Genomic DNA, 17,292 nt, shown 5'->3' with positions numbered 1-17,292 from the left:
CGGCTGGTCGAGCAGCGATCTCGATGCACTCATGCCGTGGAATTACGCGCGCTGAACGGTCTCAGCTTGCCGCTTACAATGCATCCCGCCTTGTGCGGGTCGATCGTTATGGTCGCGACTTGGTCGTCGATTCCAATAACAACAACATCACCAGCGGAACCCATAAGACCATACGGTCGATGGTCTATGACAACATCACCTACAGCTACACGCGGCTGAATAATCAGTTCCCGGCGCTAACGCCTGGGGATGGCGCCAAGCAGCGTTCTTATTTCCTCTCCCGCCAAATCGGCGATCTGAACTTCGATGGCAGAGACGAGTTTTATGGCTCACTATTGACCTATTCCTATAATTCCGATTTGGGGACTTATAGACCAGCTCCTATAAAATTTACGGTGATGAAATTTAGCGGCACCGGCGCTGTCGCCGGCACGTCGACCATCGCCGTTCCAACGAATTCTTGTTACGAGGGAATGCCGGTTCCGAACTATTTCGCGGGTCGTTTCGTGTCGGGCAAGCTGACGAAGGACCTCGCATTCACCTACAACGTCACGAACAGATGCAGCATTATCGACAAGACCCGTGTTAGCGGTATTATTACAACCGATGCCTCGCTGAGTGTGTCGGCTTCGCTGTGCCCGGGCGCCAATACTGCTGTCTGTGGCGCCATTCCGACGGATTACGACGGTTCCAATACAGTCAAGAATGCGCCCGTGGATCCGGACGGCGATGGGTACGACCAGCTCTTCAACGTCGGCAATTACATTCGCGGCGTTGCCGATTTTCTCGGGGGTGGCCGTCAAGGCGTGGTCAGGGGCAAAGACCTCTTTTAGCTAAAATATGCCGGCGGTTCGTGGAATACGCAGGCGATGGGGGTCGATTGCAGTTCCGCCTTATATTACTGCGCTCTTGCGGATATGAATGGCGATGGCACGACGGACGTTGTCAAAGCGACGCCGTCCGGATCGGGGACCTATGTGGCAACGGTCTGGCTCGGAACCGGCAGCAGTTTCGTTCAGGTCGCCAGCGGCCTTGCCCTTCAGGGCACGCCGATCCTGCGCGACATGGACAACGACGGCAAGGTCGACGTTGTCGCCGCCAAGGATCGCAGGGATACCGATCCCTTCAAGGACCTCAGAGCCTATGGCCTTTGGTTCGGAGGCTCCGGCAATAGCCTGGTCGTCTCACCGTTCCTGCAGCGTGGTTCCGGTCTGTCGGGTGATTTCAACGGTGACGGCTTGCCCGACTTTGTTGCGTCCGAAACTGACACGGTGATCTCCAACGCCGGTTCGGGCAATCCGAATCTCTTGCGGACCGTCACCTTGGAAACGGGTGGGACGATTTCGATCAACTACGCCCCTTCGACGAGCTTTTCGAACAGCTTCATGCCGATTGTCATGCATCCGGTGACGAAGGTGACCGTCAATGACGGACGCGGAAACTCTGCCGCCAGCAGCTATTCTTATTCCGGGGGTCTCTACAATCCCGCGGCCCGAAAGTTCCTTAGTTATCGCACCGTCACCGAGACGAAGCCAATCCTGTCTGGAGACACCGCCGCTCCCCTCGTTGTGACCACCTATCGTCAGGATCTCGCCAGTTACGGGTTGCCGGACACCACGGTTTTGCGCAACTCGGCGAATACGGCATCCAAGACAATCACCGAAACCTACGACGCCAGTATCGCCTCGAAGCCCTATAAGGCCAGGAATACTGCGACCACGACGAAGCTGACGGAAGGGGGGACGACGGCCTACCTGCGGACGGAGCGCAGCTTCGATGCCTATGGCAATGTGACGGAGATCAAGGATCGCGGCCGCACGGTGGATGCCGCCGGCACGGAGAATGTGAACACCACCGGAGACGAGAAGACGACGACCTTCACCTTCGCGCCGAACACCTCTGCTTACATCGTCGCGCTGCCGACCTCCAAGACGGTCCGCTTCGGCGTCGATGCCGCATCACCGGTCGGCAGCAAAGAGGAATATCTCTATGACGACGCGACGGCGGTTACGACGCCGCCGGTCAAAGGCAATCTAACACAGAAGCTCGCCTATATGAGCGTCGGCAGCACACCGCGGGTGTCGCCAACCAGCTATGCTTACGACAGCTACGGCAACCGGATCGCCGAAACCGACGCGCTCGGCAACCGCAGCGAATGGGACTACGACGACACCTACCATCTCTATCCGGTGGCGGAGCGGGCCCCGCGTTACTTCGCCAATGGCGCCCTGACGGGTGACAGCCGTTTCGTCAGCACGACCAGCTATGATCTGGTCTGTGGTCTGCCGGCGACGAAGACCGACTGGAACGGCATCGTCGAGACCTACACCTATGACGCCTATTGCCGGCCCTATGGCTATGTGAATGCCGGATCGGGCAATTACCTCAACACCCGTTACGAGAACGAGGGCAGCCCGACGACACAGGCGGTGGTGACCTCGTCGCCGCGCACCAACGGGACAGGCGAGGTCTTCAGCCGCACCTATTATGACGGGCTCGGCCGGCCCTGGCGGGTGGAGACACCCGGAGCTTCTGCCACCGGTCCGGCTCGCATCACCGACACGGTCTATGATACGCGCGGAAACGTGAAGCAAACGTCCCTTGTCCGTTTCGCCACCGATGCTGCGCAGTGGACGACCAATAGCTATGACTGGCAGGACCGGGTGATCAAGCAGGTCAACCCCGACAGCAGCCAGAAGCTCTATCAGTATGCGGCGCAGTCGGCACTTGTGACCGACGTCACCAGGCTGCCGGTGTCGCTGACGGTCATGACCGACGAGGAAAACCATCCGCATCGCAGCTATGCCGACGCGGACGGCAATGTCATCGCCCTGCAGTCGCAGCTCGGCGCGACTTGGGTCACCGAAAACCGCAGCTACGACGCGCTCGGCCGTCTGCTGGGAGTGCGTGATCCCAAAGGCGCGCAATGGACCTACACCTACGACCTGCTCGGCAACCGGCTGACGGCAAGCGATCCGGATCTCGGCAACTGGTCCTATGACTATGACGATGCCGGCCGGCTGATCCGCCAGACGGATGCACGCGGTGGGGTGACGACGATGGCCTATGACCAGATGGGCCGGGTCACCCGTAAGGAGGTGACGGAGCCGGGAGCGACGGTGCCGACACTGCTGGCTGAGAACAGCTATGACGAGCCGGCCGCCACCGGCCAGTCGCACAATGCCGGCATGCTGACCACGGCCGAGAACGCCAATGCGACTATGACCTACACCCGTTTCTATAACGGTGTCGGCGACAAGGTCATCACCCGGGCGGTCATCGACGGGGTGGCGAGCACGACCAGTGTCGAACACGGGCCGACCGGCAAGACCACGGCGATCGGTTATCAGCCTGCCAATATCGTCGTCGGCAAAAGGACCTTGCCCTGGCTCTATAACGATGCTGACCTGCTTTCCAGGATCCCTGGACTGATCGACTCGACAAGCTACGAGGCCGACGGCCAGACGCAGACGATCAATTACATCAACGGCGTGACGACCAGCTTCAGCTATTCGCCGACCCGGCGGTGGCTGGACCGGGTGACGACGGCGATGGGCACGACGGTGCTGATGGACAATCAGTGCAGCCGTGACAAACTCGGCCGGATCAAGACCATCACCGGCCTGACCGCCAACGACAACTGGACCTACACCTATGACGATCTCTCTCGTCTGACCGGCGCCGACAATGCCGGCGAAAACACGCTCGACGAGACCTACAGCTACGACAGCAATCACAATCTTCTCTCCCGCACGCGGATCGGCACCTATGTCTATCCCGCGGCATCAGCGATCCGCCCGCATGCGGCAACGCAGATCGGTGCGAAGACCATCGACTATGACGCCAACGGCAACATGGTCTCGGACGGCAGCCGCACGCTGAGCTGGGACGGCGCCAACCGGCTGGCGAGCGTCACCCAGGACGGCGCCACGGTGAGCTTCGCCTATGGCCCGGACGGCGCCCGGGTGAAGAAGAGCTGGGGCTTCGGCACGACGCTCTATCCCGACGCCAATGTCGAGATCGACCGCTCGACGCCCGGCACCGACATCTACACACTCTATCCGCATCCCGACGCCAAGATCGTCGTCACCGCAGGCAGCACCGTGCAGGACAAGTTCTTCCTGCACCGCGATCATCTCGCCTCGGTTCGGCAGGTGACCAACGAGAGCGGCTACCGTGTCGAGCAGACCGGCTATGCCGCCTATGGCGAAGCCACCAACACCAGCTTCCAGACCAAGAAGAGCTATATCGGCGAACGCTTCGATCCTGAAACCGGGCTGATGTATCTCAATGCCAGGTACTACGATCCGGCGTTCGGGCGGTTTGTTCCCAAAGACAACGATAGCTCAGCGGGAGCATCGGCACCGCAATGAACAGGATTTGTATCCTCATTATTGCGGTCGCAGCACTGTATCTGTACGCGTTTGCAGCTCAGGCGGGTTCGCTGGGCCTGCACCCTGCCGATGTTGAGGCGTTGTTCATGCCCGCACGCGACCTCGCTGATATCAAGTTTACCGTCGACCACATGATTGATGCGTCCGTCAGCATCGAGGCAGGCATTGCCGAGATCGATCGGATGGCAGCAGACGTGAAGGCCACGCTTCCATCAAATGCCGACGGCGCGGAGACCCTGGCAACCTTGCGCCGCTATCTCTACGAACCAGGAGCTTGGAACGGCGGCTCGGCGTTCAGCTATGACCAGACCGATCCGCTCGGCACAAGGCCGATAAACCGCAGGCTGTCGACCTATCTCGAAACCCGACGCGGCAACTGCATCACCATGCCGATGCTGATGATGTTCCTTGGGAAACGGCTTGGCCTGAACATGACACTGGCCCAAGCGCCTCTGCATGTGTTCATCAAATACACTGACGATGACGGCGAGACCTGGAATCTGGAAGCGACAAGCGGCGGCGGTTTCACCCGGGATGTCTGGTATCGACAAAAACTCCCGATGACGGACCAAGCCGTGGCCAACGGTGTCTATCTCAAACCTTTATCACATGACGAAGAGGTAGCGCTTATCGCTTCCACGTTGGTGGAGCAAGCGCTGGAAAATCGCGACTTTGAAAGCGCCATCGCGATCTGCCAAGTCCTCCTCAAGCACTATCCCAACTTTGCATATCTTCTCGCCAAGCTGGGCAATGCCTATGGAGGACTGCTGCAGCGTGAGTTAGCGGGCAAATACACCCGTATGGAAGACGTTCCGCCAGCTCTGAGAGCGAAGGCCGACGGATGGTATCGGTTGAACGGTGAAGCATTTGCCAAAGCCGAGGCGCTCGGCTGGCGGCCAGATGAGGGCCAGACCCAATAACGAATATATCTCAAGCGGGAGCTTGTTCATGAAATTTTTTCCAAGGCGGCTTCTGACCCGCGTTCTGAGCCTGCTGCTGATTAGCAGCATCATCACCGTCTCATTTGGATCGTCGGCAAATGCGCGGTTTATCTCGCCGGACGATTGGGATCCCACTAAGGAAGGGGTCGGCACCAACCGATACGCTTATTCTGGTGATGATCCCGTTAACAAAAGCGATCCGAATGGCCACATGATGAGTTACCGTGATCTATATGATCGCACAGGTAACTCCCGGACCCTCGAAACAGGGCGTGGGGGGAGTGGAGGCGGGTTCAGCTCAGGTCTGGTTGGTCGCTTGGCGGCTTTTTGAGCGGTCTGATTGGAGGAGCGTTTGGCCTAAACTCAACAAAAAGTCCCGGAGAGAGCGGTTCTCATACAACAGGGCAACGGAGCGATACCGGTTCGAGAGAATCATCCGCCGCTGCGGATGTTGCGCCCGGCGGCGATCCGGAAAACAATGATGGAGAAAACGGAAAAAATGAAAAAACCAACAAACCCAAGGAGGATGAACGGGCTAACCTAACTTCCAACCCCAAACATCACCCCAATTCGAAGAGTCCGGAGCCAAACAATGTCCAAGAGCTCTACAAGAACTCAGTGGCAGACAAAACTGGGGTTCGATGGGCCAAAGACGCAGATGGAAATATCCATAGATTCAGCAGACCAAGTAACGGAGAAACACATTGGAATGGCTCTACTGCTGGACCGGACCCAATTAGAAGTCAAAACATACCTCAAGAGATCAAAAACGAACTTGGCATAAGGAGGTGAGAATGATTGTTGGGAACAAAGAACAATTTGCGATCGAAAGCGAGGCAACTAAATTCCTAGAATCCGAAAACCAAATGGCGGTTGGTTTTTTCAATATATATATAAACTCTTCTCGATACGGCGTACGGAAAGAAGATTCTTCAATACTAGGGAACTCATACTATGAGGTAAAAAATAGAATAAAAGACAGGGGAAAGCATATTTTCTCGAGATTGCTGCCGGCGGCCGAGATCATACAAATCTTTCAGTACGAAAATTATGGAATAGCGAGCGGCGGTGATGATTTCATTAGTCGTCACGATGGAAAGTTATTAGACGAAATACTTAGCGCTAAAATTGTTTGGGCCCCAGACGGCGACGCCGCATTCGATGACGGAGGTCATGTTTTCCAAATAGACGAAGGGAAGGTGGTAAGATTAATCGGCTTCATCAATGATATTCCGGCAAAAAATATATCAGAGGTACGGATTGAAGCCGCCCAATTCTACAAAATCTTACGAGATTGGTCCAATTCCTTCTATAAAGACTGGATCAGAAATCATTGATCTTTATTTCGGCTCGGCCGGCGGCCCCGTACAGATTCATGTGCCTGAAGGCCGAGGCCATTGAGCAAGAAATATTTCGACGAGCAGCAAGGCTTGGATGTGGAGGTGGCAGCTATGTTCAAGGGGTTCGAAGAACTTCATGATACAAGGCACGGAAGCATGAATAGTGATTGTCGGGTCTCGTGGGTGGTCGAGCTTCGATAACCTACTGCTGCAAGCGGCCGCGCGGCTGCCGTTGTCGAGACGTTGTTGCTGCCCGAACATGATCTCGCAGATATTAAGTTCACCGTACTGGCATGACGGTTCACAGGCGGCGGAAGTTGTAAATCATGGCCTCCGGAGCTGGTCGCCGCGAGCCTAGATTCCGCAACCATCTTAGCAATGATTTTTGGAACGAGTCGAGCCTGAGACGTGCTGTTCGGGGGCTAGACATCATTAGGGCTATCCGCGACGGCAAGGATATCCGTCAGATCAGGGTAGATGACCCAGGAGAGGACAGTTCATATTCGATAGTGTTGAATTTTCGCAGACGCAGCGGGAACGCCGAGCGAGATGGCAGGAAAGGTGAGCTGCCACATCTGATGTGTCTCATCACGTGATGTGCGGTTGAGACCAGCCAATGAAGCCGTCGCGGTGGCTTCCGATGGACGACACTTCTATTGCTGAGGTGTAGCAGGAGATCGTTGTAGACTTCAGCCCATCCAGCGATTGTTTCAATCCCCGCTCGCCTGCGACAGCAGATCCGCATCCGTCAGCGTCCGGAGGAATGCTACGATATCGTCGATCTCGGCATCGGTGAGGGCAGGGGCGTCGCCGCGCTGGTCTGCGCCTGCACGCCCTATTATCCCGATGCCGACAAGAGCCGGGCCAAGCCCACCATCGCCAAGGTCGATGCCGACGGCACCTCGCTTGTTGTGGCGGACAATGCCCCGAAATCGGCACTGGAGGGGGCGCCGAAATTCGTCTCCGACGGCACGCTGACGCCCGATTTCTACGCCGTCAACACCATGCAGCCGCCCTATGAGCCAAGCGCCAATCCGCCGGCCAAGGACCGCGATCCGGCCTATGCCGATCCCAATGCGGCGACGACGCTGCCGCCGCAGCACGAGGCCACCATCGGCGACCTCCTGTCGCTGAAGGGTGTCAGCTGGGCTGGTATAGCGGCGCCTGGGAGGCGGCCCTCAGTGGCAAGAACGCCACGCCGGTGCCGAACTTCCAGTTCCACCATCAGCCCTTCAACTATTTCGCCAATTTCGCCCCTGGCACCCCGGCGCGCGCCGAACATCTGAGGGACGGCAGCCTGGGCGGCGAGGCCTTCCTCAAAGATATCGACGACGGCAGGCTGCCGGCCGTTTCCTTCTACAAGCCGCAGGGCAACTTCAACGAACATGGCGGTTATGCCGATGTCGCCAGCGGCGACCAGCATCTTGCCGATGTCGTCGCCCATCTCGAGAAGAGCCCGCAATGGAGCCATATGCTGAACGAGAATGGCGGCTTCTGGGATCACGTCGCGCCGCCGAAGGCCGACCGCTGGGGCCCGGGCAACCGCGTCCCGGCCTTCATCATCTCGCCCTCGCCAAGGCCGGCACGGTCGATCACACCCAGTACGACACGACCTCGATCATTCGACTGATCACCGCGCGTTACGATCTGCCTGTTCTGCCCGGCATCATCGCCCGCGATGGGCGCTGCGCGAAAACGGCGAGCCGCCGATGGGCTCACAGCCGCGCTCGACCTGCCGCATTGACTTGCCGTGAGCGGCTCCGATTTCGATCGGGGCCGTTCCATCTTCGGGCTTGCCTTCACCGGCGCAGCAGCGGCCGCAAGGCGGCCTGTGTTTCCTTTAGCAACGGCAGGTAGCGCGCCTTCATCTCGGCGGCCGGGACGAGGGCGGCCGGGGCGCCGATATTGATCGCCGCGATCGGTTCGCCGCGGTCGTTTTCAACGGGCACGGCAATCGAGCAGAGGCCGATCTCCAGCTCCTGATCAATGACGGCGCAGCCTTCTGCGCGCACCCGGCGGAATTCTTCGATCAGTTCGTCCGGATCGGTTTTGGTATTGGCCGTGTTCTGCTTCAGCTCGCTCCTGGCCAGGATGGCGCGCGCCTCGGTCTCCGATAGGGCCGCAAGCAGCACCCGGCCCATCGAGGCGCAATAGGCGGGCAGGCGGCTGCCGGGGGTCAGATTGATCGACATGACCCGGCGTTGCGCGGCGCGGGCGATATAGACGATCTCGGTGCCGTCGAGCACCGAGGCCGAGGCGCTCTGGCCGGACTTTTCCGAGAGAAGGTCGAGATGCGGCTGCAGGAGCGCCGGCAGCGGCGTTGCGGCGAGATAGGCGTGGCCGAGCCGCAGGATCTTCGGCGTCAGCGTGAAGAACTTGCCGTCATAATCGGCATAGCCGAGATCGGCGAGCGTCAGCAGCGAACGCCGCACCGTGGCGCGGTCGAGCGCGGTCAGCTTCGCGGCTTCGGCGATAGACAGCCGCTGCCGCGTTTCGCCGAAGGCCTCGATGACTTTCAGGCCGCGGGCAAAGCCGCTGACGAAATCCGTTTCGCGCATGGATTCGATCCTCCGCCAGCATTATGTGCGATATACGAACAAATGTCAATTATCGCACAAAATTTCTTGCGGCTGCTCCTGCGGCGGTATACTTCTGACAGCAGACGGGCTGAGGAGATCCCCATGGACAAGACAATCGCGAGCACGGCTGAGGCCGTCTCCGAGATCGGCGACGGCGCGACGGTCATGATCGGCGGCTTCGGCGGCTCCGGCGCGCCGATCGAGCTGATCCATGCCCTGATCGACAAGGGCCCGAAAAACTTGACTGTGATCAACAACAATGCCGGCAACGGCCGCATCGGCATTGCCGCGATGATCGATGCCGGCCTGGTCCGGAAAATGATCTGCTCGTTCCCGCGCTCCTCGGATCCGCGCGCCTTCACCGAAAAATACCTGGCCGGCGAGATCGAGCTCGAGCTGGTGCCGCAGGGCACGCTCGCCGAGCGCATCCGGGCCGGCGGCGCCGGCATTCCGGCCTTTTATACGCCGACCGGCTACGGCACCGAACTCGCGGAAGGCAAGGTCATCGCCGAATTCGACGGCCGCCATTATGTGCAGGAGCGCTGGCTGAAAGCCGATTTTGCGATCGTCAAGGCTGCGGTCGGCGATGTCCACGGCAACCTCACCTACAACAAGGCAGGCCGCAATTTTAATCCGCTGATGTGCATGGCGGCCGCCAGGACGATCGCCCAGGTCTCGTCGATCGTGCCGGCCGGCGGCATCGATCCCGAGCATGTCGTCACCCCCGGCATCTTCGTCGATCGCGTCGTCGCCGTGCCCCATCCGCAGCAGGAAGAAGAGCTCATCCGAGCCGGAGTGGTCTACGTATGACCGTCGATATCAGGGACGACATCAAACTTTCCAATGCGCAGATCGCCTGGCGCGCCGCGCAGGACATTGCCGACGGCGCCTATGTCAATCTCGGCATCGGCTTTCCCGAAATGGTCGCCCGCTATCAGCCGCCCGGCCGTCAGGCGATCTTCCACACCGAAAACGGCATCCTCAATTTTGGCGAGCCGCCGGCCGAAGGTGAAGAGGACTGGGATCTGATCAACGCCGGCAAGAAGGCGGTGACGCTGAAGCCGGGAGCGGCCTTCTTCCACCACGCCGACAGCTTCGCCATGGTGCGCGGCGGCCATCTCGACGTCGCGATCCTCGGCGCCTATCAGGTCGCGGAGAATGGGGATCTTGCCAATTGGCGGGTCGGCAGCAAGGGCGTGCCGGCCGTCGGCGGCGCCATGGACCTGGTGCATGGCGCCAAGCAGGTCTGCGTCATCACCGAGCACGTCACCAAGACAGGCGAGCCGAAGCTGGTGGAGAAATGCACCTTCCCGCTGACCGGCGTCGCCTGCATCACCCGCGTCTATACGAGCCACGCCGTCATCAACATCGTCGAGGGACGCTTCGTCCTGCGCGAGAAGCTCTCAGCCATCTCGCTGGAAGAACTGCAGGCGATGACCGGCGCGCGACTGCACGTCGACGGCCCGGTGGCCGATCTCGTCGTTCCGAAACTCTAAGGGAAATGCCATGACCGAAGCCTTCATCTGCGACTATATCAGGACGCCGATCGGCCGCTTCGCCGGTTCGCTATCCCAAGTGCGCGCCGACGATCTCGGCGCCATTCCGCTGAGGGCGCTGATGGCGCGCAACGGCGGCGTCGACTGGGAAGGCGTCGACGACGTGATCTTCGGCTGCGCCAACCAGGCGGGCGAGGACAACCGCAATGTCGCCCGCATGTCGGCGCTCTTGGCCGGCTTGCCGATCGCGGTGCCGGGCACGACGATCAACCGGCTCTGCGGCTCCGGCATGGATGCAGTGATGACGGCGGCGCGCGCCATCCGCGCCGGCGAGGCGGAACTGATGCTCGCCGGTGGCGTCGAGAGCATGTCGCGCGCGCCCTTCGTCATGCCGAAGGCCGAGACGGCTTTTTCTCGGGCAGCCGAAATTCACGACACGACGATCGGCTGGCGCTTCGTCAACCCGCTGATGAAGAAGCAGTATGGCGTCGATTCCATGCCGGAGACCGGCGAGAACGTCGCCGAGGACTATCAGGTCAGCCGCGTGGATCAGGACGCCTTCGCGCTACGCAGCCAGGCGAAGGCGGCGGCAGCGCAGGCGAGCGGACGGCTGGCGAAGGAGATCGTCCCGGTCACCATTCCCCAGCGCAAGGGTGAGCCCATCGTCGTCGACAAGGACGAGCATCCGCGCGCGACGACGATCGAGGCTCTGGCGAAGCTCGCCACCCCTTTCAAAAAGGAAGGTGGCACGGTAACGGCGGGCAATGCCTCCGGCGTCAATGACGGGGCGGCGGCGCTGATCGTCGCCTCGGAAGCGGCGGTGCGAAAATACGGTCTGACGCCGATCGCCCGCATCCTCGGCGGTGCTGCCGCCGCGGTTCCGCCGCGGGTCATGGGCATCGGGCCGATCCCGGCCTCGCGCAAGCTGATGGCGCGGCTCGGCATGACACAGGACCAGTTCGACGTGATCGAGCTCAACGAGGCCTTCGCCAGCCAGGGGCTGGCGGTGCTGCGCGAACTCGGCATCGCCGATGACGACCAGCGGGTGAACCGCAATGGCGGCGCGATCGCGCTCGGCCATCCGCTGGGCATGTCGGGCGCCCGCATCACCGGCACGGCGGCCCTGGAACTTGCCGAAACCGGCGGCCGCTATGCGCTGTCGACCATGTGCATCGGTGTCGGGCAGGGGATCGCGATCGCGCTCGAAAGAGTGTGAGAGCGCAGCGCCTGTTGCGCGCCATATCGGGCTTCTGTAAAAATCGGGCATGCTGATCCGACCCGCAAACAACGACGACCGCAGCGCAATCTGGCGGATCATCGGCCCGACGATCCGCGCCGGTGAGACCTATGCGCTCGACCGCGATCTCTCGGAAGCAGACGCGCTCGCCTATTGGATGGGAGCGGACCGCGAGACCTTCGTGGCGGAAGAGGACGGCGTCATCCTCGGTACCTATTACATCAAGGCCAATCAGGCGGGCGGCGGGCGCCACGTCTGCAATTGCGGCTACATGACCGATGCCGCCGCGAGCGGCCGCGGCGTCGCCCGCCGCATGCACGAACATTCGCTCGAGCATGCCCGGTCACGGGGCTTTCGGGCCATGCAGTTCAATTTCGTCGTCAGCAGCAATCGCCGCGCTGTCGCGCTGTGGCAATCCCTCGGCTTCGAAATCGTCGGCCGGCTGCCCGGCGTCTTCCTGCATCCAACCGAGGGTTATGTTGACGCCTTGGTGATGTTCCGCACGCTCTAAACGGCCGGTGGAAAAAAGTGTGACGGCGCTGTCGAAATCGCAGCGGTTCGAACGTCTTTAATCGCAAGGCGCGGAAAGTGGCCGACCGGCTGCACGCGTCGCGATCACTCTGTCGGCATGGAGGTATGAAGCCATGAGTGTTTCCTATCGTTGGGTCATCGTCGCCGTCGGCGCCCTGATGTCGTGCGTCGCCATCGGCGCAATGTTCTCGTTGGCGATTTTCCAGGAGCCGATCGCTACCGCCACCGCCTGGTCGCATGTCGGGATCGCCAGCGCCATGACGCTGAATTTCCTCGTCATGGGTTTCGGCGGTTTCCTCTGGGGTGCGGCGAGCGACCGTTTCGGCCCACGCATCGTCGTGCTGGTTGGGTCCGTGCTGCTCGGCCTGGCCTTGGTGCTCGCCAGCCGCGCCGCAACACTCATCGAATTCCAGCTGACCTACGGCATCCTGGTCGGACTGGCCGCCAGCGCTTTCTTCGCGCCGATGATCGCCGCGACCACCGCCTGGTTCGACGTGAACCGCGGTCTTGCCGTGTCGCTGGTCTCGGCCGGCATGGGGGTAGCGCCGATGACGATTTCGCCTTTCGCGCGCTGGCTGCTCTCGGCCTATGAATGGCGCCCCGCCATGTTGATCATCGGCATTGCCACCTGGGTGCTGCTGGTGCCGGCCGCCCTGCTGGTCAGGCGCCCTCCTGCCGAAGCCGTCGATGCCGGCACCGAATTTGCCGCGGCGGGCGCCCGGCCACAGCTCTCGAAAGTCTTCCGGTCACCGCAATTCATCGTGCTTGGCCTCACCTTTTTTGCCTGCTGTGCGGCGCATTCCGGCCCGATCTTCCACATGGTGAATTATGCGACGATCTGCGGCGTCGCGCCGATGGCGGCCGTCAGCATCTACAGTGTCGAAGGCCTGGCGGGCCTCGGCGGCCGGCTACTCTATGGCAGCCTCGCCGACAGGCTCGGCGTGAAGCCGGTCCTCGTCGCCGGCCTGCTGGTGCAGGCGGGCGCATTGGCGACCTATCTCCTGGTTAGCGAGCTGACGGAGTTCTATGCGCTCGCCATCGTCTTTGGCAGCGCCTATGGCGGGGTAATGCCGCTCTATGCGGTGCTGGCGCGGGAATATTTCGGCCAGCGCATCATCGGCACTGTTCTCGGCGCAGCGACGATGCTCTCCAGCCTCGGCATGGCCTTCGGCCCGCTGATCGGCGGCTGGATCTTCGATACCTTCGCCAACTATTCCTGGCTGTTCATCGGCTCCGCGATGGTCGGGCTTGGGGCTGCGGCGATCGCGCTCGCATTTCCGCCTCTTGGGCGCCGCGAACAGGAGGCGGTCTTGGGCGTGTCATCTTGAGGGTGGAGATCGGCGAGGTCCGCCCCTCATCCGCCTGCCGGCACCGACTGGGGTCGAGCCACGGGTCTCGACCCGTCCTTCGGACCCCCGCACGCGGGGCGAAGGGACCATGTCGCAGTCTCTCCATTCTCCTCTGACCTCTCGCGTGGCACGTCCCCTCGCCCCGTTTACGGGGGTCCACAGGACGGGTCGAGACCAGTGGCTCGACCCCGGTAAGGGTTAGGGTTAGGGGCAGCCAAGCCGTCCGAACCCACTAGCCGTGTCATCACCCACGAGCCAAATCTCCCGCTTTCGTGCATTGCCCTTCGCCGATTTCGGCTGATAGACTTCCCCCGTCTGTTTCATCACCTATGTCCTTGGTTTTTCGGGAGGCTTCTTGGCCATGACAGAACTTGCTCAATTGCTCGCATCCATCAGACTGCCGGATCTCGCCGGCAAGGCCGTGCTGATCACCGGCGCCTCGACCGGGATCGGCGCGGCGCTCGCCCGCGCCTTTGCGGCTCAAGGGGCCAAGGTCGGGGTGCATTACAATGCCAGCCGTGAGCCGGCCGAGAAGCTCGCAGAAGAAATCCGCGCCGCCGGCGGCACCGTGCATCTGATCCAGGGCGACGTGTCGAGGGAGGGGGAGACGGAGCGTGTCGTCGAGGAGACGGCGAAGACCTTCGGCCATCTCGACGGGCTCATCAATAATGCCGGCGGCATGCTGGGGCGTAAGCCGACTTCCGAATATACAGACGCCCATTATGCCGCGGTGATGGACCTCAATGCCCGCTCGGTGCTGGCGGCGACGCGCGCGGCCCATCCCTGGCTGAAGAAACAGGGCGGCTTCATCATCAACACCACATCGATCGCCGCCCGCAACGGCGGCGGCAATGGCGCGGTCCTCTACGCCGCCTCCAAGGGCTTCGTCTCGACCATCACGCGCGGCCATGCGAAGGAGTTCGTCGCCGACAGGATCCGCGTCAACGCGGTGGCGCCGGGTGTCATCGCCACGCCTTTCCACGAGCGTTATACCAATGATGAGCAGATGGAGCTGCAGCGCAGATCGATCCCGATGGGCTTCGTCGGCGCATCTGAGGATTGCGTCGGAGCCTATCTCTTCCTCGCTTCGCCGACGCTCTCGGGCTACATCACCGGCCAGGTCATCGAGGTCAACGGCGGCCAGCTGATGCCGTAGACGCCTCGATCGGCAAACGACAGCGTCCGCTTTCCCCGGGGCTACGGAACTTTCGAACCACCTTCACGTTTCCCGCTTGGTCTTTTCATCAGGCGGGGCGCCATGAGCTTTTCATTTTCGGAACTCGACTTCCTCAAGCCGGAGCTGGGGGCGGAGTATACGGGTTCCGGCACTCATTTCGCCGTCTTCTCGGCGCATGCGGAACAGATCGAGCTCTGCCTGTTTTCCCCCGACGGAAAGGATGAGATTGCCCGGCTGCCCCTGCCCAAACGCGAGGGCGACATCTGGTCGGGCTATATCGCCGGTATCGAACCGGGCACCGTCTACGGCTATCGCGCCCATGGCCCCTATGATCCGGGCGCCGGCCATCGCTTCAATCCGAACAAGCTGCTGCTCGATCCCTATGCCAAGCAGGTGACGGGCGAGCTGCAATGGCATGATGCGCTGTTCGGCTATCGGATCGGTGAGGACGATCTGACCTTCGACGACCGCGACAGCGCGCCCTTCATGGTCAAGGGCGTCGTGCAGGATCCTGATTTCGACTGGGCGGGGGAAGAGGCGATCCGCCGGCCCTGGACCGATACCATCATCTACGAAGCGCACGTGCGCGGCCTGACGATGACGCATCCGAAAGTGCCCGACCGGCTGCGCGGGACCTTTCTCGGCATGTGCAGCGATCCGATCATCGATCATCTCGTCAAACTCGGCATTTCGGCGATCGAGCTGCTGCCGATCCAGTATTTCCTCGACGACCGCTATCTTATTGAAAAGAAGCTAAGGAACTATTGGGGCTATCAGACGCTCGGCTTCTTCGCGCCACAGGCGCGCTACCTGTCGAGTGACAAGATCACTGAGATCAAGACCATGGTGAAGAGGTTCCATGCGGCCGGGATCGAGGTCATCATGGACGTGGTCTACAATCATACGGCCGAAGGCAGCGAGAAAGGGCCGACGCTGTCCTTCCGCGGGCTCGACAATGCGAGCTATTACATCCTCTCTCCCGATGATCCCCGCCATACCTTCGATACGACGGGAACCGGCAACACGCTGAATGTCGCCAATCCGATGGTGATGCGCATGGTGCTCGACAGCCTGCGCTATTGGGTGGGCGTCATGCATATCGACGGTTTCCGTTTCGATCTTGCCAGCACACTCGGGCGACAGGATCTGGAATTCGACCGCCAGGGGCTGTTCTTCGGCGCCATTCGCCAGGATCCGATCCTTGCCGGCGTCAAGCTGATCGCCGAACCTTGGGATGTCGGCGCGGGCGGGTATCAGGTCGGCGGTTTCCCGCACCCCTTCCGTGAGTGGAACGACAAGTTCCGCGACGACGTCCGCCGTTTCTGGAAGGGCGACGGCGGCATGGTTTCGGAGCTGGCGGCGCGCATCACCGGTTCGGCGCCGCAATTCAACCATTCCGATCGGGGCGCGACCTCCTCGATCAATCTTCTGTCGGCTCATGACGGCTTCACGCTGATGGATACGGTTTCCTTCGACGGCAAGCACAACGAGGCGAACGGCGAGGATAACAGGGACGGGCATTCGGATAATCATTCCGACAATATGGGCTTCGAGGGCGCCACCGATGATGCCGATATTAACGCGGCACGCGCACGCCGCCGCCGCAACATGATGGCGACGCTGATGCTTTCGCAGGGCGTGCCGATGATCCTGGCCGGCGACGAGCTCGGCAATAGCCAAGGCGGCAACAACAATGCTTATTGCCAGGACAATGAGATCGGCTGGACGAGTTGGGATGGGCTCGAGGATCCCTTCCTCGATTTCTGCAGGCAGGCGGTCGCCTTCCGCAAGGCCCATCCCGTCCTGCGCCAGGAGCGGTTCCTGACCGGTGAGACCACCGAGGACGGGCGCATCGAGATCGCCTGGTACAAGCCGGACGGTAATTTCATGGACGATGCGGCCTGGAACGACGATGGATTGCAGGTCCTCGGCGTGTACTTCTCGAAGAGCGTGCACGCACTCGATACAGAGAAGATGGATGACCTCTTCCTCGTCTTCAACGCCGGCGGTGATTGCGAAGTTCATCTGCCCATCGTGAACGGACTGAAACAGTGGTCACGGGTTCTCGACACCGGGGCTGAGACCGGTGCTTTCGACGTACACGACGAGGTCAATCCCGTCATGGTCTATACCCAGAGCGTGGCCGTCTTCGCGCCAACAGGCCAGACCCAACCGCCGGAAGGGGCGACCAAAGCCCAGCGGCGCCGGTGGTTTCAGCTCGGCCGCTGGGGCAAATAGCAGGTCGCCA

At 61.0% G+C, this 17,292-nt stretch carries 14 protein-coding genes and 1 pseudogene; 14 read left to right on the top strand and 1 reads right to left on the bottom strand.

The features are described from left to right. The 7 genes and pseudogenes from CO660_RS24445 to acpA all read left to right on the top strand — a co-directional run. Nucleotides 1-833 (top strand): hypothetical protein (locus tag CO660_RS24445; protein ID WP_176536364.1); only part of this gene is annotated, 833 nt, incomplete at its 5' end. A gap of 144 nt (nt 834-977) precedes the next feature. Beyond that, on the top strand, nt 978-4,373 hold the full coding sequence (locus CO660_RS24440; protein ID WP_176536363.1) for a toxin TcdB middle/N-terminal domain-containing protein: 3,396 nt from the start codon (nt 978-980) through the stop codon (nt 4,371-4,373). Beyond that, a complete protein-coding gene (locus CO660_RS24435; protein WP_097600886.1) occupies nt 4,370-5,314 on the top strand; it encodes a transglutaminase family protein in 945 nt (314 codons plus the stop codon). Before CO660_RS24440 ends, CO660_RS24435 begins: the two co-directional genes overlap by 4 nt. Nucleotides 5,315-5,342: 28 nt before the next feature. Then, nucleotides 5,343-5,666: a hypothetical protein gene (locus CO660_RS24430; RefSeq protein WP_097600885.1), complete on the top strand. Its 324-nt coding sequence runs from the start codon at nt 5,343-5,345 to the stop codon at nt 5,664-5,666. Continuing rightward, nucleotides 5,663-6,127: a hypothetical protein gene (locus CO660_RS32885; protein ID WP_141504903.1), complete on the top strand. Its 465-nt coding sequence runs from the start codon at nt 5,663-5,665 to the stop codon at nt 6,125-6,127. Before CO660_RS24430 ends, CO660_RS32885 begins: the two co-directional genes overlap by 4 nt. Nucleotides 6,128-6,129: 2 nt before the next feature. Next, the gene (locus CO660_RS24420) at nt 6,130-6,672 is read left to right on the top strand and encodes an Imm42 family immunity protein (protein WP_097600883.1); all 543 of its coding nucleotides are present in this window, start codon (nt 6,130-6,132) and stop codon (nt 6,670-6,672) included. An 815-nt stretch (nt 6,673-7,487) separates the two neighbouring features. Continuing rightward, nucleotides 7,488-8,419 (top strand): annotated as a pseudogene (gene acpA / locus CO660_RS24415) (acid phosphatase); the annotation flags it as partial. A gap of 55 nt (nt 8,420-8,474) precedes the next feature. Here acpA and CO660_RS24410 read toward each other — a convergent pair. Next, on the bottom strand, nt 8,475-9,233 hold the full coding sequence (locus CO660_RS24410) for an IclR family transcriptional regulator C-terminal domain-containing protein (protein ID WP_097600882.1): 759 nt from the start codon (nt 9,231-9,233) through the stop codon (nt 8,475-8,477). A 123-nt stretch (nt 9,234-9,356) separates the two neighbouring features. Between CO660_RS24410 and CO660_RS24405 the strand changes: the two genes are divergently transcribed. The 7 genes from CO660_RS24405 (at nt 9,357) to glgX (ending at nt 17,282) form a co-directional block, all read left to right on the top strand. Then, the gene (locus tag CO660_RS24405; protein ID WP_097600881.1) at nt 9,357-10,064 is read left to right on the top strand and encodes a 3-oxoacid CoA-transferase subunit A; all 708 of its coding nucleotides are present in this window, start codon (nt 9,357-9,359) and stop codon (nt 10,062-10,064) included. Then, entirely contained in the window at nt 10,061-10,750 is a 690-nt protein-coding gene (locus tag CO660_RS24400) for a CoA transferase subunit B (protein WP_097600880.1), read from the top strand. The genes CO660_RS24405 and CO660_RS24400 overlap by 4 nt, the downstream gene beginning before the upstream one ends. A gap of 10 nt (nt 10,751-10,760) precedes the next feature. Then, nucleotides 10,761-11,966: a 3-oxoadipyl-CoA thiolase gene (pcaF, locus tag CO660_RS24395; RefSeq protein ID WP_097600879.1), complete on the top strand. Its 1,206-nt coding sequence runs from the start codon at nt 10,761-10,763 to the stop codon at nt 11,964-11,966. A gap of 49 nt (nt 11,967-12,015) precedes the next feature. Beyond that, nucleotides 12,016-12,498: a GNAT family N-acetyltransferase gene (locus CO660_RS24390; RefSeq protein ID WP_097600878.1), complete on the top strand. Its 483-nt coding sequence runs from the start codon at nt 12,016-12,018 to the stop codon at nt 12,496-12,498. Between the two features lie 133 nt (nt 12,499-12,631). Continuing rightward, a complete protein-coding gene (locus tag CO660_RS24385) occupies nt 12,632-13,846 on the top strand; it encodes an MFS transporter (protein WP_097600877.1) in 1,215 nt (404 codons plus the stop codon). A gap of 382 nt (nt 13,847-14,228) precedes the next feature. Then, a complete protein-coding gene (locus tag CO660_RS24380) occupies nt 14,229-15,023 on the top strand; it encodes an SDR family NAD(P)-dependent oxidoreductase (protein WP_097600876.1) in 795 nt (264 codons plus the stop codon). A 102-nt stretch (nt 15,024-15,125) separates the two neighbouring features. Then, on the top strand, nt 15,126-17,282 hold the full coding sequence (glgX, locus tag CO660_RS24375; protein ID WP_097600875.1) for a glycogen debranching protein GlgX: 2,157 nt from the start codon (nt 15,126-15,128) through the stop codon (nt 17,280-17,282). Nucleotides 17,283-17,292 lie beyond the last annotated feature (10 nt).

This window comes from Rhizobium sp. L9 (assembly GCF_002531885.1).
GTDB lineage: Bacteria > Pseudomonadota > Alphaproteobacteria > Rhizobiales > Rhizobiaceae > Rhizobium.
This window is presented reverse-complemented; position numbering and strand designations above follow the sequence as displayed.